Genomic DNA, 23,561 nt, shown 5'->3' on the forward strand with positions numbered 1-23,561 from the left:
ACACCCAAGCACGGCTCCTGGCTCAACATGGCCGAGATCGAGTTGAGCGCGCTGCGACGCGACCTGCCCGAGCGGATCGCGCGGCGCGACACCCTGGAACGCCACGTCGCTGCTTGGCAGCAGCGCCGCAACACCCGGGGCGTCGGCGCCGATTGGCGCTTCACCACGAAGGACGCCCGCATCAAGCTCCGCAAACTCTACCCCACAACAGAGCCATGACAGAGCACTAGGCGTCTGCGCACGGCGCCGACGGCAGCACCGCGATGGGTCCGCGTCGGGCACGAATCATTCGCCCGCGATTTTTTTGAACTTTTTCGCGGAACCGCTTGGGCACTTGCGCATTATCCGATCACGAAGGCCAGTTCAGCCCCCAATGGCCTTTTCCCTTCAAGGCTCGGAGCAATCCGAGCCTTTTTTCTTGTCCGCCGGTCAAGCCTCTGCGGGAGCAGGGAAAACGCTCGCAGCGACGTTTACTTCGCCCGCGCGTGGCGCCGCTGGATCGCCCGGCGCAGGATGCGCGAGAGATCCTCTACCGAGTACGGCTTGTGCAGCAGCGGGAAACCGTGGCGTCCGTCCTCGGCCAGCACGTGGCTGTAGCCGGAGGAGAGCACGATCGGCATCTCGGGCTGGCGCTCGACGACCGTCCGGGCGAGGTCCACGCCGTTCATGCCGGGCATCACCACGTCGGTGAACACCACGTCGAAGCGCTCCGGCGTGCGGGCGAGTTCGGCGAGCGCCTGATCCGCATCCATGGCCCAGAAGGTGCCGTAGCCGAGTTCGGCCAGAGCCTGGGTGGCGAAGGCGCCGACCTCGCGATTGTCCTCGACCAGCAGCACGCAGGTGCCGTGACCGGGGGCCAGCGGCTCCGGCTCGTCGGCGCTCTCGGGAACCGTCGGCGCGATCTTGGCCCGGGGCAGGAACAGGGTGAAGCTGGTGCCCTGGCCGAGCACGCTCTCCACGGCGATGTCGCCGCCCGACTGCTTGGCGAAGCCGAAGACCTGGGAGAGCCCCAGGCCGGTGCCCTGGCCGACGCCCTTGGTGGTGAAGAACGGCTCGAAGATCCGCGGCAGGTCGGCGGGCGCGATGCCCGAGCCCGTATCGGCGATCGAGACCGCCACGTAGTCGCCGGGCACCGCCGGATGGGTGCGCAGCGCCGGGATCTGGCCGGCATGGCCGACCCGGATCGTCAGCGTGCCCTCGCCGTCCATGGCGTCGCGGGCGTTGACGACCATGTTGACGAGCGCGGTGTCGAACTGGCTCGGATCGGCCTCCACGAGACAGGCGAAGGGCTCGCCCGCCGCGTCGAAGCAGGGCTCGATCAGGGTTTTGACCTGGATGCGCGCGCCGGTCAGCGTGCCGACCATGTCGGCCACCGAGGCGACGCCGCGTCCGACATCGAACACCTCGGGCTTGAGCGCCTGGCGCCGGGCGAAGGCGAGAAGCTGGCCGGTGAGCTTGGCCGCGCGCCCCACGGTGTCGGAGATCGCCTCGACGTAGCGGCGGCGGCGCTCCTCGGCGAGGTCGGGGCGCTTGAGCAGGTCGGTGGAGGACTTGATGACGGTCAGCAGGTTGTTGAAGTCGTGGGCCACGCCTCCGGTGAGCTGGCCCACCGCCTCCATCTTCTGACTCTGGCGCAGGGCCTCCTCGATCCGTTCCCGCTCGGCCACCTCCGCCCGCAGGCGCTCGTTGGTCTCGGCGAGTTCGCTCAGGCGCCGCCGCTCCGCCGTGAGGTCGGTGAGCACGCCGCAGAGCAGCAGCGTGTCGCCGCTGCCGTCCAGCCGGTTGAGGGACAGGTAGACCGGGCGCTCGATGCCGGCCTCGTCGCGCAGCGCGATCTCGCCCCGGGCCGGCCCCTGCGCGGCCTGCTCCACCAGGGCGGCCAGCGCCGCGCCCTGGCCCTCGGCGGCGAAGCTTGCCAGCTTCTGGCCGATCAGCCGCTCCTGGCGCAGCCCCAGCGCCTCGGCCAGCCGCCGGTTGCAGTAGAGCAGCGCCCCGTCCGGCCCGAGAGTGAAGGCACCCTCCTGGATCTGCTCGATCAGCACCCGGTAGGGACGATCGGCATTCTCCAGGGTGTAGACCAGCCGCTCGCCGGACGGGCCCTCGACCACGATGGCGTCGAAATCGCCCCGGCGGATCGCCGAGAGGGTTTCCTCGACCTCCTCCAGCCGCGTCTCCAGCTCGCGGATGCGCGCCTCGGCCCCGGCGAGGTCGGAAGGGACGGATGCGGAGGCGGATTCGGCGCTCATCGGTGCTCCCGCACGAAGTCCTGCAATCCCAGCCCCTCGAGGATGCGGCGCTCGTCGCTGAGGTCGCCCGCGAGGCGCCGGGCGGGCAGGGGGCTCAGCCGCACCAGGGTCGGCGCCGCCACGACGCCGTCGGCGCCCGCGAGCTGCGATTGCTGGTAGATGTCGACGACTTCGAGGTCGCCCAGCCCGCCGAGCCGCTGCTCGCACAGGCGGCGCACGCTGTCGATGGTGCGCGTCGAGCGCAACGAGGTGCCGGCCACGTAGAGGCGCAGGCGGAGAGGGCCGGCAGGCCCGTCCTCCGGGGCCGCGTCCGCGCTCAAGGCTGATCCGCCCTCGGCCGGATGTCGAGGCCGACGAGCACCTTCTCGGTGTTGGAGAGATCGCCGATGATGCGCTTGAGCGGGGAGGGCAGGCGGCGCACCAGGGTCGGAATCGCCAGGATCTGATCACCCGCGGCGAGCTGCGGGTTCTTCATCAGGTCGATCACCTCGATGTCGTAGCGGCCGGCGAGGTGCTCCTCGCAGAAGCGCTTCAGGTTCGCCATCGCCGCCAGCGACTTGGCGGTCTGCCCGGCCACGTAGAGGCGCAGATGGTACAGCCCCTCGTCCGCGGCATCCGCGCCGGCCTCGGAATCGTCGCCCGTCGGTTCGAGCCCGCTCATTTCACGCCTCCCCGGCGGGCGACGAGGGTGTCCCGCTCGCTCGCCCGCATCGTCGCACGCAGCTCGTCCTCGCTCAGGAGCACCGCCTCTTCCTCCTCCGCGGCCTCCAGAGTGGCCCGTAACTCCGCGATCTGCCGCTCCAGGGAGTGGCGCCGCTGCGCCGCCTCGCGCCTGCGGCGGCGGTTCTCCTGCTCCCGACGCAGGGCGGCGGCGGCCTCCTCGGCCTCCTGCACCACCCGGGCCGTGCCCGTGAGCACGCCCGCCGGACCGATATACGCATCGATGAGCGCGATGCCGTCGCCCGACATCACGAATTCGCGCACTTGGTTCGAGTGGCGCATGCCCCGCGCCTTGATGACGTAGAGCGTACGCGTGCGCTCGCCGTTGGACTCGATGTTGAGGAGGCGGATCCAGGCATCCATCAGCGAGGAGACGCCGATGCTGCTGTTGGCGTCGAGCTCCCCGTCCTCGCGCAGGCTGGTGAACAGGGCGGTGATGCCGCGGCTCTTGAGCATGTCGACCATGCGCAGCATCGTCGCCTGAAGCTCGACCGCGGGCCCTCTCAGCGCGGAGAGCGGATCGATCACCACGAGAGAGGGCGCGAAGCGATCGATGTCCCGGTGCATGCGCGCGAGGTGCATCTCCAGGCCGTAGAGGCTCGGGCGCGCCGCCTCGAACCGCAGCCGGCTAGACGCGACGTGGCGGGCGAGGTCGAGGCCGATGGATCGGGCGTTGCGGCAGATCTGGTCGCCGCTCTCCTCGAAGACGAAGGCCATGCAGCGCTCGCCCCGGACGCAGGCCGCGTCGAGCATGCTCGCGGCGATCATCGTCTTGCCGGTCCCGGCCTCGCCCGAGATCAGGATGCTGCTGCCGCGATGGAAGCCGCCGGGGTCGAGCATCGCGTCGAGGCCCGCGATGCCGGTGGGCACCACGCCTTCGGGGAGCGCGTAGTCGAGATCGGTCGAGGTGACCGGCAGGACGCTGATGCCGTCGGCATCGATCAGGAACGGATACTCGTTGGTGCCGTGGGCCGAGCCGCGATACTTCACGACCCGCAGGCGCCGGGTGGTGATCTGATCCTCGACGCGGTTGTCGAGCAGCACCACGCAGTCGGAGACGTATTCCTCCAACCCCTGGCGGGTGAGCTGGCCGTCGCCGCGCTCGCCGGTGATGATCGCGGTCAGCCCGCGATCCTTGATCCAGCCGAACAGGCGGCGCAGCTCGGCGCGCAGCACGCTCTCGTCCTTGAAGCCGGCGAACAGCGTCTCGATGGTGTCGAGCACGATGCGCTTGGCGCCGATCGAATCCACCGCGAAGCCGAGCCGGATGAACAGCCCCTCCAGGTCGTAGTCGCCGGTCTCCTCGATCTCGCTGCGCTCGACCCGCACGTGGTCGATGGCGAGCCTGCCCTGCGCCAGCAGACCGTCGAGGTCGTAGCCGAGGGAGGCAACGTTGGCGACGAGGTCCTCGGCGCGCTCCTCGAAGCTCATGAACACGCCGGGCTCGTCGAAGCGGGTGGCGCCGTTGACGAGGAAGGTGGTGGCGAACAAGGTCTTGCCGCAGCCCGCCGAGCCGCAGACCAGCGAGGGGCGCCCCCTCGGCAGGCCGCCGAAGGAGATGGCGTCGAAGCCCGCGATGCCGGTGGGGACCTTCGGCAGGGTCGCCGGGGCCGCCTCGGATTGAGGCCTGCGCGGGCTCTCGAACTCAGACGCCAAGACGGGTCTCCAGGGCGATGATCATCACGGCGCGGACCGACGGGGACGGTCGGACGCAGCGGCGGGCCCTCGAAGCGGCGATACGGCGGCCGGGCCCTCGCGCCCGGCGCGAGCGGGAAGGCCGGGGCGTGATCGTCTTAAAGCCGCGTCGCGGCGGGCCATCTGCGCCCGTTCAGCCGGGCTCCCGTAATGCAAAGCCCCCGGAGTGGCAATGCGGAGCGGGCGACAGGGGCGTGGCACCTGACTCGGCGTATCCGACCCATCGACACGGCCGCGTGCATTTTCCTGAAAACTTCTACGGCGCCGCTGAAACCAAATCCGAGCCGGCCCCTTAAGAAAGGCAACGACGTTCTCACCCCGTCAAGCCTGACCGATGACCAGCAAGTCCCAGATCTCCACCGCCTCCGAGACGCCGCGCATCCTCGTCGTCGAGGACGAATGCTTCGTGCGCATGGTGGCCGTGGACATGCTCGAGGATGCCGGCCTGCCCGTGGCCGAGGCATCCGACGCGGACGCGGCCCTGCAACTCCTCGAGGGGACGGCCCAGGCCTTCGATACCCTCTTCACCGACATCGACATGCCGGGCTCGATGAACGGCCTCGCCCTGGCCCAGCGGGTGCGGGCGCGCTGGCCGCATATCCGGCTCGTCGTCACCTCGGGCCGGGTCCGGCCGACCGGCCGGGACCTGCCCGATGCCGGCTGCTTCCTGCAGAAGCCCTATTGCCGCTCCGACCTGCTCGGTGCCCTCGCCCGGGCCGCCTGATATCCCGAACGGAACGGCTTCACGGCGGCGGCAGGCGCCAGCGCAACTCCACCCGCAGGCCGCCGAGTTCGGAGCGGCCGAAGCGCATCTGCACACCCGCCGCCTCCACGAGGTCTCGGGCGATCGCGATGCCGAAGCCGGTGCCGGGCCGGCTCTCGTCCCAGCGGCGCCCACGGGCGATGCCGGCGATGGCCGCTTCGCTCATGCCCGGCCCGTCATCCTCCAGCACGAGGCACGCCTCTCCGGCCGCCGCCTGCCCCGAGACGCGGATGCGGCGGTGGGCCCATTTGCGGGCATTGTCGAGGAGGTTGCCGAGAATCTCGGTGAGATCCCCCTCGTCAGCGGGAAAGCCGAGGCCGTCCGGCGCCGCGATCTCCCAGCGCAGGGCCTCGCCCTCGGGCAGGCGCTTCAGCGCGCCGACGATCCGCTCGATCACCGGCGCGACCGGGCAGGTGCGCCGCCGCAGGCCGCCCGCGGCTGCCCGGGCGCGGGCGAGCGTGCGCTCTACCTGCCGACCCATGGCGTGGGCCTGCTCGGCGATCTCCGCCGAGAGCGCCGGATCGGCGGCGGCCGTGCGGCGAGCCAGCGCGTCGAGCACCGCGAGCGGCGTCTTGAGGCCGTGAGCCATGTCGCCCGCCCCCGTGCGCGCCCGTTCCAGATCCCGCTCCTGGGCGTCGAGCAGGCGGTTGAGATCCGCCACCAGCGGGCGCACCTCCTCGGGGAAGGTTTCGGGCAGCCGCGCCCGCGTCCCGGCATGGACCGCGGCGAGATCCGCCCGCAGGGTCCGGAAGGGACTGAGCGCCCGGCGCACGAACAGCGACATGGCCAGCGTCAGCGCCGCGAACAGGGCGACGAGCGAGGGCACCAGCAGCCGCAGGAAGGTGGCGCGGCTCTCGGCGAGATCCCGACGGTCCTCGGCCACCGTGACGGTCAGCGCCGCCGTCCCGCCGTTCGCCGGGATCGAGACCCGGCGGGTCACGGCGATGAGCCGGCCGCCATCCGGCCCCGGAAGATCGCCGATGGCGGGCTCCGCGGCCGCGTCGGGAACGGTGCCGAGGCCGCGATCCCAGAGCGAGCGCGAGCGCAGGGCGCCGCCCGCTCCCCCGTCGGCCCGCTCGACCTGCCAGTAGAGGCCGCCATAGGGGGCCGAGAAGCGGGAATCCGGCGGCTCGCGCGGCAGGCTCAAGGCCCCGTCCGGGGCGAGGGCGACCTGCCCCGCGATCAGCTTCGCCGTGCGGTCGAGGCCGTCAGCGGTGCGGGCGTCGAGCACCCGGTCGAAGATCAGCGTCAGCCCGATACCCGCCAGCGCGAGCGCCAGGGCGATCAGCCCGGCGGCGGCAAGCCCCAGCCGCAGGCGCAGCGAGTCGCGCTTCACGGAGAGCCGGACACGTCGGCCGGTACGAGGTAGCCGTGGCCGCGGCGGGTCTCGACGATGCCGGGCCCGAGCTTGCGCCGCAGCCGGGTCAGCAGGGCCTCCAGCGCGTTGGCCTCGCGGTCGCTGTCGCTGCCGTGGAGATGGTCGAGCAGTTCGCCCGCCGGCACGACCTGCCCCTGACGGTGCAGCAGGAAGGCGAGAAGGCGGTATTCCAGCGCCGTGAGGTCGATCTCGCGGCCCGCCACCGAGACGGCGCGGGTGCGGGTGTCGAGTTCGACCGCGCCGGCCCGCAGCAGGGGGGAGGCGTGGCCGGCGGTACGGCGCAGGATGGCCCGCAGCCGCGCCACCAGTTCCTCCATCCGGAACGGCTTCTGGAGGTAGTCGTCGGCGCCGGCATCGATCCCCTCGACGCGCTCGCGCCAGCCGTCGCGGGCGGTGAGGATCAGCACCGGAAGGGCCACGTCCGCCGCGCGCAGGCGGCGCAGCACGCCGAGACCGTCGAGGCGCGGCAAGCCGAGGTCGAGCACCATGGCATCGTAGGTCTCGGTCTCGGCCCGGAACCACGCCGCCTCGCCGTCACCGACGACCTCCGCGACGTAGCCGGCCCGCTCCAATCCCTCCCGCACGTCCGCGGCGATGCGCGGCTCGTCCTCTACGACGAGGATGCGCATGGGGCCGCCTCCCGCTCCGCGCCCGGCTCCGCCCGGAAGCCGGCGATCGCCCTTCGGGTCGCGGCCTCAATCATCGTCGTCCACGTCGAGAACCTTCAGCGAGCTGGCATCGATCTTCACGTCCCGCCGCCGGCCATCGGGGCTCAGGATGCGCAGCTTGTAGAGCCAGCGCCCATCGTCGCGCTTGAGGTCGAGCGCCACCACGTCGCCGGGCACCGCGGCGCGGGCGGCGGCCAGCACGGCGTCGAGAGGCCGGATCTCGCCCCGCTCCAGGGCGCGGCGCGCCCGCTCGCCGTCGTCGTCGGCGCGGACCGGCCCGGCCGCGCCGAGGACCGGCGGCAGGGCCGCGAGGGCGAGGGCGAGGAGGCGGGGGGCGAGGCGTGACATGCGACGCGACGGGTCTGCGCGCGTCCCGCTGACAGGACGCTGACGGGCGGCGTCAGGCCGGTGCGGGGAGGCCTCGGCGACAAGGCGGCATCGACGACGCAGCGGCCACGGCCGGCGCGCCGCCCACGCCCCTCCCGCGAGGTTCCCTTCGATGTCGCTCACCGCCACCATCCTCCTGATCTACGCCGCCTGCCTCGTCGGCACCATCGCCAGCTCGCGTTCTTCCCAGGACAACCCCTCGGAAGGGCAGGGCCCCCGGCGTCTCCTCGGGGCACTCCTCGTCCCCACCCTGGCCCTCGTGGGGGCAGGCATGGTGGCAGGCAGCCCGGCCCGCGCGGCCGAACCCGTGTCGCATTCCGTGTCCCAAGGGGTCGGCGGCCCCGCCCACGTGATCGACGGCGCCACCCTCGAGATCGGCGGCCGGCGCCTGCGGCTGCACGGCATCGACGCGCCGGAGATCGACCAGACCTGCTACGACGGGCACGAGCGCGGCTATGCCTGCGGACGCGTCGCGGCGGCGGCCCTGGCGGCGCGGATCGGCGCCGCGCCCCTCGCCTGCGAGCCGCGCGGCGGCGCGGACGGCACCGCCACCGTGCTGTGCCGGCTTGGGGAGGAGGATCTCGCCGCCTGGATGGTCGCCAACGGCTACGCCGTGGCCGACCGCAGCGTCTCGGCCGACTACACCGACCAGGACCGCCGCGCCTGGGGCCGCCGCCTCGGCCTGTGGTCGGGCGTGTTCGAGCTGCCCTCGGAGCGTCGGCGTCTGCGCGGGGCGAATGCGGGTCTTTGATCGAAGAACTTGTGCAACTCGACCGGTTGCGTGTCTCTCACGAGAGTCCGCTGCGTTCGGAGCACGAGAGCGCAGGCCGTCCGCGCCCAGGCACGTTGTCAGATGCTGTGGCTCGACTCCACTCGCGACCTCATCCCGAGGTGCCGGAGCAAAGCGGAAGCCTCGAAGGAGGGTTCCAGGGAGCACCGGGGCCCTCCTTCGAGGCTGCTGCGAGCGGCGCCTCAAAAGGAGGTCGCGGGCGAGGGTGAACAAAACCGCTTGCGGTTCTGCCATCGCCAATCAAACGGGTCTCAAGCCCGCCGGGCCAGCCCGGCCGCGAAGTCGCGCAGGGCCGCCCCGACCATCGCGGCGACCTGCGCCTCGGTCTTCGGCGTGCGGATCACGAGGCTCGCCATCACCTCAGGATGAACCCGCCGCTGCTTCGGGGTGCGGGCGTGGTTGGAGAGCCGCAGCCGCTCCCGACCCTCGCCTCGGGCGAGATAGAGGCTGTCGCCGCGCTCGTTGCGGGCGACCTCGCAGAACCCTTTCTCCACCAGAAGACGGCTCGCGAGGGCCAGCGCCCGAGCCGGCGCGAGCGCAATCATCGGTGGTCAGGACGCGGCGGCGAGCACGGCCAGGGGCACGGCCGCGACGAGGAGCGCGGTCAGGGCCGCGGGCGCGACGTAGCGCGGCCGGTAGGACAGGAGCAGCACGAGCCCGACCGCCGCCCCGGTCAGCGCGCCGAACCACTGCACGGGCCCGAAGGCCCAGCCCTCCCAGGCGCCGGCCACGAACAGGGAGACGGCGAGGGCGGCCCAGCCGAAGGCGCGCAGCCGGAGCACCGCCCTGCGCTCCGCCCGCCGGTCGAAGATCTCGGCGTGGTGCCGGTTCAGGCTGAGGCAGAGCGCGGTCAGGCCCGCGAAGCTGAGGCCCAGATTCACGGCGAGGACGAGGGGCGTCATGCGTGCGTCGGCTCCGTGTGCCGCGCGGGCGAGCGGGCAGGGGAGGGGACCGAGGAGGGGGCGGGCGCCCGCTCCGACCGCGCGCTCCGCTCGCGCCGGGGCGCCTCGTAGCGCAGGACTTTTCGCGACGCGACCGCGAACAGACCCGCCAGAACCAGCATCGCCCCGTCGAACCACAGGAACAGCGGGTCGCCGCCGGAGGCGCGCAGTGGATGTCCGGGGATCGTGAGGATGTCGGCCGCGACCACCGCGAGGCACAGCAGCGCCACCGCCGCCAAGCCCTCGCACCAGGCCCGGCGCTGCGGGCGGGCGAGCGGCACCAGGGCGGCGAGAATCCAGGCGCCGAAGAAGGCGCGGATCTCCCAATCCTCGCGGCCCGCGAGATCCACCGGCAGCAGCCGGTTGGCGAGGAAGTAGACCGCCACCGCCGCGGGCAGGCCGGCGATGCTGCCGACGTTGAGCGCCTGGACGAGGCGCAGGCCGGGGAAGGAGCGCTCGCCGGGCTTCGGCAGGCGCGCGAGCGACCACAGCACGATGCCCGTCGCGACCATGGCGCAGCCCATCAACCCGCACAGGAAGAACAGGATGCGCAGGGCCGGGCCGGCGAAGTGCGCCTCGTGCAGGCCGGTCATGGTGGTGAAGGTCTTGGCCGCGGGCTTCAAGCCGCCGTTGCGCGTCTCCAGGATCTCGCCGCTGACCCCGTCGAAGGCGATCTGGGGGTGCTCGTGCGAGAGGCCGTGCGGTTCCTCGAACACCGCGACCACGGTGGCGTTGGCGTCCCCGTGGTTCGTGATCGTCAGCCGCTCCAGCGGCTCGGGCCACGTCGCGACCGCGCGCTCGACGATGGGCCCGACCGGCGCCATCTCGGCCGTCCGCCCCGCGGGCTTGCGCGGCGTGGTGATCCAGTTCGCCTCGACGAAGAAGGCTTGGGCATCGCCCTTGTAGGCGGTCGTCACGCCCCAGGGCATGTAGAGCGTCGCGAGCGTGATGATGCCCGTGTAGGTGATCATCAGGTGGAACGGCAGCGCCAGCACGCCGGTGACGTTGTGCGCGTCGAGGAAGCTGCGCCGCGGCGCCTTGTCCCGCCGGAAGGTGAAGAAGTCGGCGAAGATCCGCTTGTGGATCACGATGCCGGAGATCAACGCCACCAGCATGATCATCGCGCAGATGCCGACGACCCAGCGCCCCCAGAGCGGGGGCATGTGCAGCTCGAAATGGAAGCGATAGAGGAAATCGCCGCCCTTGGTGTCCCGCACCGCGGCCTCGGCGCCGGTCTTCGGATCGAGGGTGACGTGGCCCGGCGGCTCGCCCGGCCGGGTGCGCCAGAACAGGTCGAGCACCGGGTGATCGGGCTGGGGCAGGCCGATGAACCAAGTCCGGGCCTTGGGCGCGTGCTCCTTGAGGTAGGTCACGGCGCGCTCGGCGGAGGCCGCGAGGCCCGCGCCGTCCAGGGGCTCGGCGCGGACGAGTTCGGGCCGCATCCAGCGGGAGATGTCGGCCCGGTAGTAGCTCGCGGTGCCGGTGACGAAGATGGCGAACAGCACCCAGCCGACGATGAGGCCGGACCACGTGTGCAGCCACGCCATGGACTGGCGGAAACTTCCCGTCATGGTGCGACTCCCCGCATCACGAGCCACAGACCAGTGCTGAGAGCCAGGGCCGTGAGGGCGAGCGTCACGGTCGCCCGCAGCAGCGTGCGCATCGCGAAGACGAGCACCACGATCCCGGCCATCAGCGCGAAGCTGACGAGCGTCGCCGCCGCGACCGCCTCCGAGCGCGGCAGCGGCAGCGTCAGCGACAGGAGCGCGGTCGCGAGCGCGGCGATCCCGTAGCCGCCCCCGGCCGCCAGAACGACCCGGGCGGCCACGGCGGCCCGTTCCTTCAGCGGCGTCGTCCCGACATGCGAAGCCATGCCGGCCCCTTACCAGCGGTAGCGCAGGGTTGCATAGACGGTCTGAGGCAGTCCGTAATAGCAGCTGGTGTAGCCGTTGCAGCCGCTGACGTATTTTTCGTCGAGGAGGTTGGTGGCGTTCAGCTGCATCGAGAAGCCCTGAAGCGTCGCATCGAGGTACTTCAGGTCGTAGTTCAGCGTGGCATCGACGAGCACGCTCGCCGGCACCTTGAAGGTGTTGGCCGCATCACCCCAGGACGGTCCGAGGTAGCGCACGCCGCCGCCGACTTCGAGACCCAGAAGCGGTCCCTCGTTGAAGCGATAGGTCGCGAGCAGCGAGGCGGTGGAATCCGGCACCAGAACCGGGCTGCGGCCCTGGAGCAGCACCGTCTGACCGGGGGTCAGGTCGTTGGCGGTTCGGCCGTCGTCCCGGACGTTGCGGATGTCGAGGAGCGAGAAGCCGCCGATCAGGGTGACGCCCTCGGTGAGGTTCGCCCGCGCCTCGAACTCGACGCCCTGCACGCCGACCTGACCGGTCTGGACGACGAAGCCCTGGCGCGCCGGGTCCGCGGTCGTGCGGTTCGACTGTCGGATGTCGAAGAAGGCGGCGGTGAGCAGGATGTCGGTACCGGGCGGCTGATACTTGATGCCGGCCTCGTACTGGTCGCTCGATTGCGGATCGGGCACGCGGCCGACGGTGCCGAAGGCCGTGTCGAATACGCGGCCGGCCACGATCGGCTCGAAGGCTTGGCTGTAGGACACGTACGGCGCCACGCCCGAATCGAACAGGTAGAGCAGGCTCGCCCGGCCGGTGAAGGCGTCGGCCGGCGCGTTCTGGAGCGTCAGAGTGCTGGTGCCGTTGGTGGCGAAGGAGCGGGTCGGCCCGGTCTGGCGCGCCACGTCGTAGCGCCCGCCCAGCGTCAGCACGAGGCGGTCGAACTTCATCTGGTCTTGGAAGTAAACGCCCGTCTGCTGCGCATCGACCCGCGAGACCGTGTTGAAGGCCGGGAACGGGATGTTCATCTCGTAGTTCGGCGTCAGGACGTTCAGGCTTGGGGCGGTCGGGAACGGGGTTCCGCTCGTGCGCGTGCTGAAGGTGCGGTGGTCGACGCCGAGCAGCGCGGTGTGGGCGATGAAGCCGGTGTCGAAGTTGGCGACGAAGTTGCTGTCCATCGTGTAGGCTTCCGCCGCCACGTTGGTGCCGATGACCGCACGCGGGATCAGCGGGCCGGTGGCGAAGGGTCCGTTGTCGGGGTTGAAGGCGCTGTAGACGCTGCGGTAGTCGCCCTGCGTGCGCAGGTAGCGCCCCGCCGAGTGGAAGCGCAGGTTCTCGCTGAAGCGGTGATCGAACAGGTACTCGATCGAGGCCTGGGTCCGGTCGGAGCGCTCGATGCCGCGGTCGCCGTCGTAGAAGTTCACCGGCAGGCGGCCGATGATGCCGTTGCCGAAGTTGCGCGGGAACACCGTGCCCACCGCCGGGAAGCCGCCGTAGAAGCCCGAGAACGGGTCGCGCTGGTAGTTGCCGATGATCGTGAGCTGGGTGTCGGCGGAGGGCCGCCAGGTCAGGCTCGGGTTGATCAGCGCCCGCTCGACCCGCGTCGTGTCCACGGGACCGTCGCCGTTCCAGCCGAAGCCGACGATGCGGTAGGCGAACTGGTCGGCAAGCCAGGGCACGTCGGAGTGGATCGGACCGCCGACATCGACGCCGCCGCGCACCTCGCTGAAACCACCGCCCTGAACGAAGACCTCGCCGTGCCGGACGAATTGCGGCACCTTCGACACGAGGTTGACGATGCCGCCGGGGCCCGACTGCCCGTAGAGCACCGAGGCCGGGCCCTTGATGACGTCGATGCGCTCGAGCCGGTAGGGATCGATCGTGGCGTTGGCGTCGCGCCCGCCAAGCAGCGCCATGCCGTCGAGGAAGACCGGCGCGTTGAAGCCGCGGATCAGGAACTGTTCCAGGCGGGTCGAGCCGGCGCCGCCGCGCTGCTCGGTGGTGACGCTCGGGGTGTAGCGCAGGGCCTGGTTGATGCTGAGCGCGTTCTGGTCCTCGATCTGCTTGCGGCCGATGACGGAGATCGACTGGGCGGTCTCCAGGATCGGCGTGTCGGTCTTGGTCGCGACGATGCTGCGGCTGGCGACGTAGCCCGGAACCGCGCCCTGGGCGCCGCCGGGACCGTAGAGCGCGCCGCCGAGCGTCAAGCCGCGGCCCTCGCCGGTCACGCTCAGTTCGGACAGCTCGACGGCAGCGTCGGCGACAGGCTGCGCCGAGACCGGCAGGACGGCGCCGCACAGGACCGTGCCGGACAGGATCGTCGACGTCAGCAGACGGGAGAACCGGGCCGCAGACGGAGCCGGCTGAGTGGAGACGGCACGATCTTCAAACATGACACCCAAGACTTTATCTTGTTTTATGATGTAAAAGCAGGCGTATCACGACGATACTCCGCCAGCCGTATGGCAAAAATCGAATGATGCATGCAAGAACTATGTTTTATAACGATTACAATTCAAACGAAGACGGATATATCAAAAGATATATTACGACAGATCCAAGCCCTGGTTGAATTCTCGAACAGAATTCCTTGATGCAATCGCTCGGCGGCGGGACAATGCGCTGCGAGGCGGCGCCGGTCCCGAGTTCGCTCGATCTGCCGAAGCGCCTGGGAAGGCGGGGTGATCGGCCCATTCATCGACCCGCCCTCCGCATCCCCGTCGTGCCTGCGGCCAGGCCCAAGGTGGCTGGATTGTCCTTCGTTTGCAGAGCGTTCGAGCGTCATGCGCCGGCAAGGCCGCCATGGGCGTCGTCTCGCCGATCCGTGCGGAAGGCGGATAACCGGAGGGGCAAGGAGCCAAGTTCGCTCGCCCGCCTCCGGCGCTTGAGAGATGTCCCGAATCCAGGCCGCCGATAGCGGCGTTGATCGTTAGAATTGGCGATGCGAGGACGCTGATCGGGCAGCGTTCAATAGATCATGATCGGCTGTGGATAGATTTTCCCGGAATCCGGCAAGGTGTTTTCGCGCGAAGACGCTTTCTTCGGCAGGCGGGCGATCTAAGTTCCAGGATGGAGCAACCTGTCATTGCGCTGACGGCCAGGGAGATCCGCAGCGCTCGACGAAGAAGGAAGGGGGGCTGCCCGCCTCGTCAAGGACCCTATCATGCTGACACTCTGCGTTCTGATCTTGGCGGGGTTCGCCGTCGGATGCTTCCTACGGCTCGCTGCCGTGACGGCCGCCAGCTTCCTCGTCTCACTGGTCTGGCTGGCGACGAAGATCACCCATCAGGAGATCACCGCGGTCGATCTCCTCATGCTGTTCGCCTACCTCTCGGCCCTGCAGGGCGGTTTCCTCATCGGCGCCTACGCCGCCGCCCGGCGCAGTGGATAGAGGCCGCCTTCACCACCAGAGAACCCGCTCGGCCCGCAGACAGGCCGCGGCCCAAAGCCCGTACGACAGAACGACGAAGCCGATGCCGGCAAAGAGGCGCGCGTGCTTGGTGAGCATGGAGATTGAGACGACCAGAGAATGATTGTGCGCCACCGACTTGTGCGCAATTGCGGCAGCAACATGGCACCTGAGCCACGAAGTTCGCCTTTCTCCTCGCAGACCTAGACCGGCATGGCTGCCCTGCGGCCGGCGCGGAGAACGCAGGCGGAACGGCCGCGTTACCGTCGCCCGGTGCAGCGGCCGACAGGGCTGAGAGGCCCCCTCGATTCGCGGCTTTCTTTTCGATGTCGCGGAGCTGCCGTTGCGGTGCCGGCGCGCCTGTCCGCCCGGCGGCAATCGCGCGCGGTCGATCCCGCCGCAGCTCAGGAACGATCCTGCCCGTGCCATCTTCTCTCGACACGACGAGAACCGGAGGAGAAACGCCGTGGACGATGATCGCGTTTGGTCGTTCGAGAAAAGCCTTTGGGTTGGTGATGCGGACCATTACCGCACCCTGGTCGACGACGAGTGCCTGATGGCCCTACCGCAACCGCCCTACGTCTACGGCGGACGGCAGGCGATCGAGGCTGTGGCGAACACGCCGCGCTGGACGGATGCCAGCCTGGAGGACGGACGGATCGCGCGGCCGCAGGAGGGCCTGATCGTCATCGCCTACACGGTGAAGGCCAGCCGGGACGACGAGACCTACGAGGCCCATTGCACCTCGACCTATCGCCGGCTGGCGCACGAAGAGTGGCGCGTCGTGCAGCATCAGCAGACCCCGCGCATCCTGGCGCCCGTCGTCGAGGAAGAGGCGTGATGCGCCTCACCGGTAATCGTCCGCAGGCCGTCAGGCCTTGAGGTTGCCGAGTGGGGAGTGAGCCGTCGCTGCCGACATCGCGCCCGGCGATCAGCAAGGCGGGCGCAGGGTGACTCGGGCGTCCGCCCCCTGCGGTGACGAACCAAATTGCGCCACGCGAGCCCAATTACTCCGGCCCGATGGATCTTCGGCAGTTGCTTAGAAGCGAATGCGCCCGGAAGAGAATGGCTGAGGCGCCAGGATACTCAGCCAGCGCCGAAGGCCTCTCTAAGCTATTGATGCTGCTCGTGTCACGTCTGCGATTCGGCTCCCCCGTGTACCACCTCCGCGCCCCGCAGCGATAGCCCATGGCGAGAAGCGCAATGCAACGAGCATCGCAACCCGGTTTGGATGCCTATAGAGCCCTCATCCATTCTCATACAGCACGCCAAAGACGCGGTGGGCGGAAGTCCCAGATGCGCACACCATCGGCCGGCGTCACATCAGGCTCTCGACAAAACCGCTCTGCTGCGGCTTGCCAGGCGCGATGTCGTGCCACTCGACCGCACGCTTCTCCTGCCAGCGCAGGATGGCGTGCGAGGTCAACTTGGTGCCGTCGTCCGAGCACGGGCAGGTCGCCTCCGTCGTATGACGGACGCTCTGCGCGAGACGGTGCGCCAGTTCGGCGATCCCTCGCGCCAAAGCAGGTGTAATTCCGGCCGGCGCATTGACGCGGCCTTCAGAAGGTGAAGCCGGTCTCGAGCAGGTAGCGCTCCTGCGACCGCTTGCTTCCGTCGCGGCCGAAGCCGAAGCCGGGGGTCACGTCGTAGGCCTGGACGGTTGCGAACTCGCCGCGGACGAAGTAGCGGTCCCAGGTGAAGGTCGGCGTAATGGTGAAGGAAAAGGCCGAGCTGCCCGGGCCGTACAAGAGGCTGGTCGCGCTCAAGGTGTTGTTCCGCGTTCCCGATTGAGCGATGTACTCGACACGGCCGGCCAAGCCGAAATTCTCGGTGAAGGCGTAGCCGGCCAGGATCGCACCGCCCCACGTTTCGCCGCCGGTGATCGGGGAGAAGTAGTTATCCTTGCGATCGACGGTGGTGTACTGAAGGTACGGCGCAATAATCCACGGGCCGTTGGCGTAGGTATAGTTCACGCTGAGGATGCTGCTGTTCTGCAGCGAGTTGATCGTCGCGAACTGGAAGCGCGGGCTGCGGGTCGAGGCGTCGAAATCGGCGAAGTGCGTGCCGCCGTTGATACCGATCGTGTTCGAGTCGTCGAGCTTGTAGGTGGCAAAGCCCGTCACCCAATTCAGCTCTCCGGAGTAGAAGCCGTCGGTCACCGCGAGCGCCGCCGCGAAGGGGCCGCTGGCGTAGTTCACCTGGACGCCGTGGTTGATGAAGTTCTCCTGGTTGAAGACCAGACCGCGGGAGATGTTCAGGTTCTGATAGGAGAACAGCAGCTCGGAGCCGATGTTGGTGAACATCCGGCCGGCCTGGATCGACCACTCGTCGTTGATCTGCCACTTGCCGAAGGCTGCTGGAATTGGACCGAACAACAGGTCCGTCTGTTCGAAGGACGAGTAAAGGGGCAGGCCGAGTGCAGGGAAGGAGTACAGGCCAGTATGGACGTAGTACTGCAGCGGACCATCCACCTTCTGGAACCAACCCTGCAGGTTGGTGAAGTCGACGCGGCCGAAGCGGTCCTGCTCACCGCCCGGGGATGGAACGCTGAAGGCGTTGGTCTGGGTGTAGGCGAAGCCGGTGATCGCGCCGCCGACATAGATGTCGCCGATACCGGTGACGAAGCAGGCCGGGTTCGGATTGGCCTTGATGAGGCCGCCGAAGGTCGGGGTCGAGATCGCGGCCTTGCAGTGTTCCTGGTCAGGTGGCGGGGGCGACACAGCCGACATGTCCGCCGCGAGAGCAGACCCGCCGAAGAGGAGGAAGAGTGTCCCGGTTGTGACACACAGTGTTTTCCGAACTGTCATTTGGACCAGATCCCCTATTTTGTCAGTCAGACGACACTCTTCGAGCACGCCTCGAGCGCACTTCCATGTCGACCAGACGCATAGCACCAGCACTTTACTGAGCGATGATCATCAAAAATCAAAATTCAGGCCTTGATTTATAACTTTATAATCTGACTGATATTCCTATATGCAAGATAGAAACAATATTGATATGTGATAATCTGTCGGTTTGTTTTTCGCCGCGCGCACATCATTAGGGTGAAATCGATCTGCCGCGCCTTGCCATCTCGAAAACATCGACAGGGCAGGCATCGATGCAGCTGCCGCAGTTCATGCAATCACCTGACAGGATCAAAGTGGAACCGGTTCCCTTCAAAGCCGGCGTGATGACGTGGGGCTCCGTGCAGATCTGGAAGCAAGCTCCGCAATTGGTGCAATCGGCTCGTCTCGTGGCGGCGACGCGCACGAGGCTGGCCTTGCCCACGAGGCCGTAGAAAGCACCCACCGGGCAGAGATGGCCGCACCAGCCCCGGCGCGTGATCAGGAGATCGAGGAGGAAGACGGCCGCGATGACGGTCCAGCCCGCGCCGAGCCCGAAGATCAGGCCGCGCTGCAGGAGGCTCACCGGGTTGACGAATTCCCACGCGATCGCGCCGCTCAAAAGCGAGGCGAGGAGCGCACCGGCCAGAACCCAGAGCCGTGTCCGCCGATCGAGCTTGCGGTCACGGGTGATACCGAGCTTTTCCCGCAGCCAGTAAGCCGCATCGGTGACGACGTTGACTGGGCAGATCCAGCCACAATAGGCCCGGCCTCCCACGATGACGTAGAACAGCGCGATAAGACCAGCCCCGAGCAGGGCGACGCTTGCCGGCACCATACCGGCGGCGAGGGACTGGAGGGCGATAAATGGATCGCTCAGAGGAAGGACGCCGAGGATTTCGCTGGAGGCGAAATTGCCCCGGACGACCCACAGGCCAGCGAACGGACCGGCCATGAAGACGCCGAGAGCCGTCATCTGCGTCAGGCGGCGCAGAAACCACCATTTGTGGGCACGCAGCCAGCCCTTGGCCGCCACACCCTCGGCTCGTGCCGCCGCCGTCAGGCTCAGGCGCATCACACCGCCCTCCCTGCCGGGTTGCGACCGCGGCCACCGAGGCCGAGTTCGCGCGGCAACACGCGGATCGCCGCCTGCCCGAGCACGCAGTGCTTCTCGCAGGTGCCGCATCCGGTGCATTTGTCGGAATGCACCGTCGGAATCACCATGCGGCGCCCCTTGATCGTCTGGACTTCCAGCGTGATCGCTTCATCCCGGATCGGGCAGACCCGGTGGCAGATGCTGCAGGTGATGCCCTTGTAGTTCAGGCAGCTCTCGTGGCCGACGAGGACGGCGACGCCCATATCCGCCTTGCGGATATTCGGGATGTCGCGGTCGAGCGCTCCGGTCGGGCAAGCTTTGGCGCAGGGAACGTCCGTGCACATGAAGCAGGGCGTTTCGCGGGCGACAAAGAAAGGCGTCCCGAGGGGAGCTTCCTCGCCCATCTCGGCGAGCCGCAGCGTGTCGTAGGGACAGGCGCGTACACAGAGACCGCAGCGTACGCAGGCTGCCAGAAAGTCGTCTTCAGGGAGCGCTCCAGGTGGCCGCAGGGCCTTGGCTTCAGCCTTGCTGGCCGATTCCACGTAGGCCGTGAGCGCGAGGCCAGCGAGGCACGTCACGCCTGCAGCCTTGACACCGTTGGTCAGCAGCTCACGTCGGGACGGTGACTTCGGCTTTGCCATTGCTGGCTCCCTGGTGCTCTACTTTGCCGCAACGTCGAACTCCATCCGGATGATGGGATGGATCCAGCAGCGCACGACTACGTGACCGACCTGCTTCAACACCGTGCGCTTGGTCGTGCGCGGCGGCTGTGTGTCGAGCGTTTCCACTTGGCCGTCCTCATAGGTGAGGTACAGATTGTGGGCGATGTCGGCATGGTTGACGAAGGTGATCGCGTCGCCCACCTTGGTCTTCAGGCCGGGATCTTGCAGCTCGACGTGATGGATCGTTACTTCGAATTCATCGGCTGCCGCCGGGGAAGTGATATTCAGGACAGAAAACGCTAAGCTCGCGGTCAAGGCGCGGAGCATGGCCGACGTGACCATTCGAGGATCCTTGCTACGGCAGTTGTGGTAAGGTGATGGCGATGGGTTCCGCTTTCAATGTTTCGAGGAAAGCGATCAGATCGAGCCGCTCCCGCTCACTCATCTCAAACGGTTTCATCTCGAAGGAAAGACTCGGCCGCCTCTCGCCGCCTTTGATGTAGTGATCCAGCACTGCATCGAGGCTGCCGAGCTGACCGTCGTGCATGTACGGACCTTGCATCCGCAGGTCGCGCAACGAGGGCGTCTTGAAGGCGTAGCGCATCGCCGTGACATTCGGCGGTGCGAACTTGCCCCGGCCGAGGTCGTCACTGGCCTTGAGGCCAATGTCGTGGAAGCTGTCATCCGTAAAGCGCCAGGTGGAATGGCAAGCGGCGCATCCGGCCTTGCCGGCGAACAGAGCAAAGCCTCTCTTCGCATCGGCCCCGATGGCGCTTTCCTCACCCGATGCCCAGCGGTCAAACGGCGCCTCATCCGAGACGAGTGTCCGCTGGAAGGTGGCGAGCGCCGCGGTCACATGGCGCGCGCCGATCGGCTCCTCGCCGCCGAAGGCATCGCGGAAGAGGGCGGCGTAGCCGGATATCGCCTTCAACCGCTCGACGACGAGATCCATCGACATGTTCATCTCATCGGGTGCCGTAATCGGCATGCGCGCCTGCGCTTCAAGGCTGTCGGCTCGGCCATCCCATTGGAAGGCTGTACCCCAGGCGAGATTGCGCACCGGCGGGGTACGCCGCGGCAGCGAGACCATGCCGAAGCCGACCGCCCGGGTCAGGCCGTCGCTCCAGCCGAGGCTCGGATTGTGGCAGGTCGCGCAGGAGACGCTGCCCGAGCGCGAGAGCCGCGGATCGAAGAACAGCGCTTTGCCCAGCGTTACCTTCTCCGGTGTCAGCGGATTGGCTTTCGGAAAAGGCACCTGTTCAGGCCGGCGGAACCGCTCCTTGAGCGCGACCAAGTCGTGCTGCGACGCGCCGGCGGTTGCCGTGGCAGCGCCGGAGCACGTGGTCACGGCATAGGCGCCGCCGCAGACGATGACGGTCCAGGCCACCAGAACAGGTATTGGTAGGATCGGCCTCATGGCCTCAACCCTCCTCACGGAAGTGTTCAAGGCTCAGGAGGCGAGCGCCAGATCGGAACTGCGACGGCGAGCGATCTCGCGGATGAGCGTTTCGCGGGCAGCCAGATCGGCGAGGCTCGCCATGTGCGCGAGCCGCCAGCGCGCCTCACCCCGGAGCCCCTGTGCGCCCTCGCCGGGGGACTCCAGATCCTGCAGGACGGCGTCGCGCCAGACCTCCAGGGCATCGACGAGGACCGTGAGCGGCTGATCCTTGAAGGTCACGGCGCAGCCGAGAGTGCCGCTATGCACCAGCATCTCCAGGGTCACGGTGGGGACGGGCCGCTGCAGCTTGGCGGGAAAGGGAGCCTTTCCGGCGCGCCAGCATGTCAGCACCGCGTAGGCGTTCAGCAGGCGCCAAGCCGGGTCCGAGGCGTTGCGAGCGCGCTGGTAGACGCGCAGCAGCGGCTTGAGATCGTCCGGCGCGAAGGTCACGGCGTCGAGGTCGAGGTCGAGCGCGCTCGGTCGGAACGGGGTGCAGCGCCAGCGCGCCTCGTTGGCCGGATCGGCCACGCGCCAACCGGCGATGGCCATGCCGCGGCCGAGCTCCAACGTCCAGCGGGCGAGCCGGTCTTCCAAGTCGTGCCGGCAGGCATCGAAGGCGGCGTAGGGCTCGGCGCTTTTGATCCGGTAGATGATCTCGCTGAGCTTGCCCGACTCGTCGCCGTAGCAGGCGATCTCGGCCGGCATGCCGTCCAGCGCCACCGTCAGCACCTCCTTGGCGGACTCGGCCCGGATGTCGATCTCCCAGCTCTGGGTGATGGGATTGCGTACGAAGAAGCCGACCAGCACGTCGCGCACGGAACGGTCCGCCTGCGAGCGCTGAAGGCTCGCGGCCGATGTCTCGCCCTTGAGCGAGCCGGTCAGGTCGTAGGGAATCCACATCGGTGCACCTGGCGCGCTGACGAACCCTCCCCGACGGGTCGGGGGCGTTCGAGTCTCGGGGGCGGTACGGCGGAGGAGGGCCGGCAGGTCGCGGTCCGCTCGCGTCGGAGACCTGCCGGCCTCGTTGCTACTCGACGACGACCTTGCCCTTCATGAAGGGATGGGGCGTGCAGATGTAGTCGTAGGTGCCCGGCGTGTTGAACTGGACCGAGAAGGTCTGGTTGGAGCGCAGCATCGGCCCTTCCAGCTCCTTGTCGACGCTGCCGCCGGGCTTGAAGTGGACGTTGTGCGGCAGGGCCTCGGTGTTGGTCCAGGTCACGGCCGAGCCCGCCTTGATGCGGACCTCGGGGGTCGCGAACTTCATCTTGGCGATCTTGACCTCGGTGCTGCCGGCGGGCGCCTGCGGCACCACTTCGAGCGCGCCGGCGGCGAGCGCCGCACCGGCGGAGAGGGCAGCGAGGGTTGCTGCGAGAACGAGGACGCGCATGGGGTTCGACTCCGATGTCTCAGGGCTGTCCGGGAGCCGCGGCCCGCAGGCCGCGGCCGGGGATCAGCCGGCCTTTCCGACGATGGGCGAGATCGTGCAGTGATAGGTCATGGCATCGTCCTCGGCGCCGAAGCACCAGATGATGTCGTTGCCGAATTCCGGGCGGTAGACCGGCAGCTCGCCCTCCGTGTTCAGGCACGAGCACCGGGTGGACATGTTGGCGCCGCAGCAGTCGCGGTAGGAGATCAGGTAGCTCTGCTTGTCGGTCGGGTTGTAGCAGCTGGCGACCCAGGAGCTGGACGCGAGCTTGGTGCCGGGCGGGCAATTCGTCAGCGAGCCGCCGGAGCAGTCGCAGATGTTGCCGTCGATGGAGCAGTGGCGCCAGTAATCGCAGGCTTGCACGTCGTGGTCCTGCGGAGTCCACTTGCCCCGCGGATCGCCCGCGCTCTCGGCGGCGTTGGCACGGCTGACGCGCCCGCGGCGGTCGACCGGAAGCAGGGGCACCAGCGCCACGCCGGCCACCGCCGTGCCGACGCGTCCGATGAAGCCGCGGCGGCTCGTGTGCCCCGCCACCTTGCGGGACATCTTCTCGAAGAGATTGTCGAATTGGGATTTTCCGAGCATCGTTTCCTCGTCGCTGTTCTAGGTTTGCGGACGCGGGCGCCCTGCGATCAGGCGGCCTTTTCGATCAGGCGGCCTTGGCGCCGTGGCTGTGCTTCCTGCTCGTCATGAATTGCTGGATCGATGCGAAGCCGCTCTTGTCCGCCTCCAGCAGGCTCTCGAGATGCTCACGGGTGTTGGTGAGGCCCTTGGCGCGGATCACGCCCTCGCCGTCCAGCAGCACGCCGTAGGGGATCTTGCCGACCTGGAAGGCCATGCCGACCTCGGCCGAGACGACGTAGCGGATGTCGCCGAGGTCGTGCTTGGCCAGGAAGCGCTGGTGCTCGTCCGGCTGCCCGTCGCTGATCATCACCACCGCGAACTTCTCGGCCCGGGCGATTGACTTGATCAGCGGGAAGAGCTTGTCGCAGACCGGACAGGTCGGGGCGGTGAACATCAGCAGCGTCGGGCGACCCTCGGCGCTCGGTCCGCCGATGCGCACGGTGGCGCCGGCATGGTCGGGAAGCTCGAAGATCGGAGCGGCATCGCCGATATCGGGACCGTGATCGGTGATCATGGCGCCCAGGGGCGAGGAGCGCTCATGGAGCAGGCCGACCTGTCGCAGCAGGCCGAGCAGGAGCACGGCGCAGCCGATCAGGGCGAGCCAGAGCAGGACGTTCGAGGCGATCAGGAACTGCATGGTCAT

Annotated in this window: 25 protein-coding genes and 2 pseudogenes; 5 read left to right on the plus strand and 22 right to left on the minus strand. The window is 68.6% G+C overall.

The window, feature by feature from the left end:
* A pseudogene (locus ACPCJR_RS25700) lies at window positions 1-219 on the plus strand (IS630 family transposase); the annotation flags it as partial.
* 251 nt (window positions 220-470) lie between these two features.
* On the opposite strand, the gene ACPCJR_RS25705 reads toward ACPCJR_RS25700, so the two are convergent.
* From ACPCJR_RS25705 to kaiC, 4 genes are read right to left on the minus strand one after another with little or no spacing between them, the layout of a single operon-like run.
* The gene (locus ACPCJR_RS25705) at window positions 471-2,246 is read right to left on the minus strand and encodes a PAS domain-containing sensor histidine kinase (RefSeq protein WP_391516298.1); all 1,776 of its coding nucleotides are present in this window, start codon (window positions 2,244-2,246) and stop codon (window positions 471-473) included.
* Entirely contained in the window at window positions 2,243-2,566 is a 324-nt protein-coding gene (locus ACPCJR_RS25710) for a circadian clock KaiB family protein (RefSeq protein WP_391516300.1), read from the minus strand. Before ACPCJR_RS25710 ends, ACPCJR_RS25705 begins: the two co-directional genes overlap by 4 nt.
* Entirely contained in the window at window positions 2,563-2,907 is a 345-nt protein-coding gene (locus tag ACPCJR_RS25715) for a circadian clock KaiB family protein (protein ID WP_391516301.1), read from the minus strand. The genes ACPCJR_RS25710 and ACPCJR_RS25715 overlap by 4 nt, the downstream gene beginning before the upstream one ends.
* Entirely contained in the window at window positions 2,904-4,622 is a 1,719-nt protein-coding gene (kaiC, locus tag ACPCJR_RS25720; protein ID WP_391516303.1) for a circadian clock protein KaiC, read from the minus strand. Before kaiC ends, ACPCJR_RS25715 begins: the two co-directional genes overlap by 4 nt.
* 373 nt (window positions 4,623-4,995) lie before the next feature.
* Here kaiC and ACPCJR_RS25725 point away from each other — a divergent pair, with 373 nt between their 5' ends.
* Complete coding sequence (locus tag ACPCJR_RS25725; protein ID WP_391516305.1) at window positions 4,996-5,385, plus strand: response regulator; 390 nt, start codon at window positions 4,996-4,998, stop codon at window positions 5,383-5,385.
* 19 nt (window positions 5,386-5,404) lie between these two features.
* Here ACPCJR_RS25725 and ACPCJR_RS25730 read toward each other — a convergent pair whose 3' ends face one another.
* From ACPCJR_RS25730 to ACPCJR_RS25740, 3 genes are all read right to left on the minus strand, one after another.
* Window positions 5,405-6,760 (minus strand): sensor histidine kinase, encoded by a 1,356-nt coding sequence (locus ACPCJR_RS25730; protein WP_391516307.1) that lies wholly within the window; start codon window positions 6,758-6,760, stop codon window positions 5,405-5,407.
* The gene (locus ACPCJR_RS25735; RefSeq protein WP_110352388.1) at window positions 6,757-7,431 is read right to left on the minus strand and encodes a response regulator transcription factor; all 675 of its coding nucleotides are present in this window, start codon (window positions 7,429-7,431) and stop codon (window positions 6,757-6,759) included. The genes ACPCJR_RS25730 and ACPCJR_RS25735 overlap by 4 nt, the downstream gene beginning before the upstream one ends.
* A gap of 66 nt (window positions 7,432-7,497) precedes the next feature.
* Window positions 7,498-7,818, minus strand: a complete 321-nt coding sequence (locus ACPCJR_RS25740) for a PepSY domain-containing protein (RefSeq protein ID WP_391516309.1) — start codon at window positions 7,816-7,818, stop codon at window positions 7,498-7,500.
* Window positions 7,819-7,969: 151 nt separating this feature from the next.
* Here ACPCJR_RS25740 and ACPCJR_RS25745 point away from each other — a divergent pair, with 151 nt between their 5' ends.
* A complete protein-coding gene (locus ACPCJR_RS25745; protein ID WP_391516311.1) occupies window positions 7,970-8,608 on the plus strand; it encodes a thermonuclease family protein in 639 nt (212 codons plus the stop codon).
* Between the two features lie 290 nt (window positions 8,609-8,898).
* Here ACPCJR_RS25745 and ACPCJR_RS25750 read toward each other — a convergent pair whose 3' ends face one another.
* From ACPCJR_RS25750 to ACPCJR_RS25770, 5 genes are read right to left on the minus strand one after another with little or no spacing between them, the layout of a single operon-like run.
* Window positions 8,899-9,192 (minus strand): hypothetical protein, encoded by a 294-nt coding sequence (locus tag ACPCJR_RS25750; RefSeq protein ID WP_391516313.1) that lies wholly within the window; start codon window positions 9,190-9,192, stop codon window positions 8,899-8,901.
* 6 nt (window positions 9,193-9,198) lie between these two features.
* Window positions 9,199-9,549, minus strand: coding sequence for a DUF3325 domain-containing protein (locus ACPCJR_RS25755; RefSeq protein WP_391516314.1), 351 nt, complete (start codon window positions 9,547-9,549; stop codon window positions 9,199-9,201).
* The gene (locus ACPCJR_RS25760; RefSeq protein ID WP_391516315.1) at window positions 9,546-11,159 is read right to left on the minus strand and encodes a PepSY-associated TM helix domain-containing protein; all 1,614 of its coding nucleotides are present in this window, start codon (window positions 11,157-11,159) and stop codon (window positions 9,546-9,548) included. The genes ACPCJR_RS25755 and ACPCJR_RS25760 overlap by 4 nt, the downstream gene beginning before the upstream one ends.
* Window positions 11,156-11,461, minus strand: a complete 306-nt coding sequence (locus ACPCJR_RS25765) for an iron transporter (RefSeq protein WP_391516317.1) — start codon at window positions 11,459-11,461, stop codon at window positions 11,156-11,158. The genes ACPCJR_RS25760 and ACPCJR_RS25765 overlap by 4 nt, the downstream gene beginning before the upstream one ends.
* 9 nt (window positions 11,462-11,470) lie before the next feature.
* Complete coding sequence (locus ACPCJR_RS25770; RefSeq protein WP_391516319.1) at window positions 11,471-13,828, minus strand: TonB-dependent siderophore receptor; 2,358 nt, start codon at window positions 13,826-13,828, stop codon at window positions 11,471-11,473.
* A gap of 770 nt (window positions 13,829-14,598) precedes the next feature.
* Here ACPCJR_RS25770 and ACPCJR_RS25775 point away from each other — a divergent pair.
* A complete protein-coding gene (locus tag ACPCJR_RS25775) occupies window positions 14,599-14,826 on the plus strand; it encodes a hypothetical protein (RefSeq protein WP_391516321.1) in 228 nt (75 codons plus the stop codon).
* Window positions 14,827-15,310: 484 nt separating this feature from the next.
* Window positions 15,311-15,685 carry a DUF4440 domain-containing protein gene (locus ACPCJR_RS25780; protein WP_391516322.1) on the plus strand — a complete coding sequence of 125 codons (375 nt, stop codon included), beginning with the start codon at window positions 15,311-15,313 and terminating at the stop codon, window positions 15,683-15,685.
* Between the two features lie 486 nt (window positions 15,686-16,171).
* Here ACPCJR_RS25780 and ACPCJR_RS25785 read toward each other — a convergent pair.
* From ACPCJR_RS25785 to mauD, 10 genes and pseudogenes are all read right to left on the minus strand, one after another.
* A pseudogene (locus ACPCJR_RS25785) lies at window positions 16,172-16,288 on the minus strand (IS3 family transposase); the annotation flags it as partial.
* Between the two features lie 115 nt (window positions 16,289-16,403).
* Window positions 16,404-17,573: an outer membrane beta-barrel protein gene (locus ACPCJR_RS25790; RefSeq protein WP_391516343.1), complete on the minus strand. Its 1,170-nt coding sequence runs from the start codon at window positions 17,571-17,573 to the stop codon at window positions 16,404-16,406.
* A 313-nt stretch (window positions 17,574-17,886) separates the two neighbouring features.
* The gene (gene napH, locus ACPCJR_RS25795; RefSeq protein WP_391516324.1) at window positions 17,887-18,747 is read right to left on the minus strand and encodes a quinol dehydrogenase ferredoxin subunit NapH; all 861 of its coding nucleotides are present in this window, start codon (window positions 18,745-18,747) and stop codon (window positions 17,887-17,889) included.
* Window positions 18,747-19,409, minus strand: a complete 663-nt coding sequence (napG, locus tag ACPCJR_RS25800) for a ferredoxin-type protein NapG (RefSeq protein ID WP_012753051.1) — start codon at window positions 19,407-19,409, stop codon at window positions 18,747-18,749. Before napG ends, napH begins: the two co-directional genes overlap by 1 nt.
* Window positions 19,410-19,427: 18 nt before the next feature.
* Window positions 19,428-19,772, minus strand: a complete 345-nt coding sequence (locus ACPCJR_RS25805) for a methylamine utilization protein MauL (protein ID WP_391516327.1) — start codon at window positions 19,770-19,772, stop codon at window positions 19,428-19,430.
* A gap of 13 nt (window positions 19,773-19,785) precedes the next feature.
* Window positions 19,786-20,847, minus strand: coding sequence for a tryptophan tryptophylquinone biosynthesis enzyme MauG (mauG, locus tag ACPCJR_RS25810; protein WP_391516822.1), 1,062 nt, complete (start codon window positions 20,845-20,847; stop codon window positions 19,786-19,788).
* Between the two features lie 33 nt (window positions 20,848-20,880).
* Window positions 20,881-21,768 (minus strand): methylamine utilization protein MauJ, encoded by an 888-nt coding sequence (locus tag ACPCJR_RS25815; RefSeq protein ID WP_391516330.1) that lies wholly within the window; start codon window positions 21,766-21,768, stop codon window positions 20,881-20,883.
* A gap of 127 nt (window positions 21,769-21,895) precedes the next feature.
* Window positions 21,896-22,255: an amicyanin gene (locus ACPCJR_RS25820; RefSeq protein WP_391516331.1), complete on the minus strand. Its 360-nt coding sequence runs from the start codon at window positions 22,253-22,255 to the stop codon at window positions 21,896-21,898.
* A gap of 63 nt (window positions 22,256-22,318) precedes the next feature.
* Window positions 22,319-22,879 carry a methylamine dehydrogenase (amicyanin) small subunit gene (gene mauA, locus ACPCJR_RS25825; RefSeq protein ID WP_391516333.1) on the minus strand — a complete coding sequence of 187 codons (561 nt, stop codon included), beginning with the start codon at window positions 22,877-22,879 and terminating at the stop codon, window positions 22,319-22,321.
* Window positions 22,880-22,943: 64 nt separating this feature from the next.
* Window positions 22,944-23,561, minus strand: a complete 618-nt coding sequence (gene mauD / locus ACPCJR_RS25830) for a methylamine dehydrogenase accessory protein MauD (protein WP_391516335.1) — start codon at window positions 23,559-23,561, stop codon at window positions 22,944-22,946.

Origin of the sequence: Methylobacterium sp. NPDC097929 (genome assembly GCF_049543375.1) — a bacterium.
Lineage (GTDB): Bacteria > Pseudomonadota > Alphaproteobacteria > Rhizobiales > Beijerinckiaceae > Methylobacterium.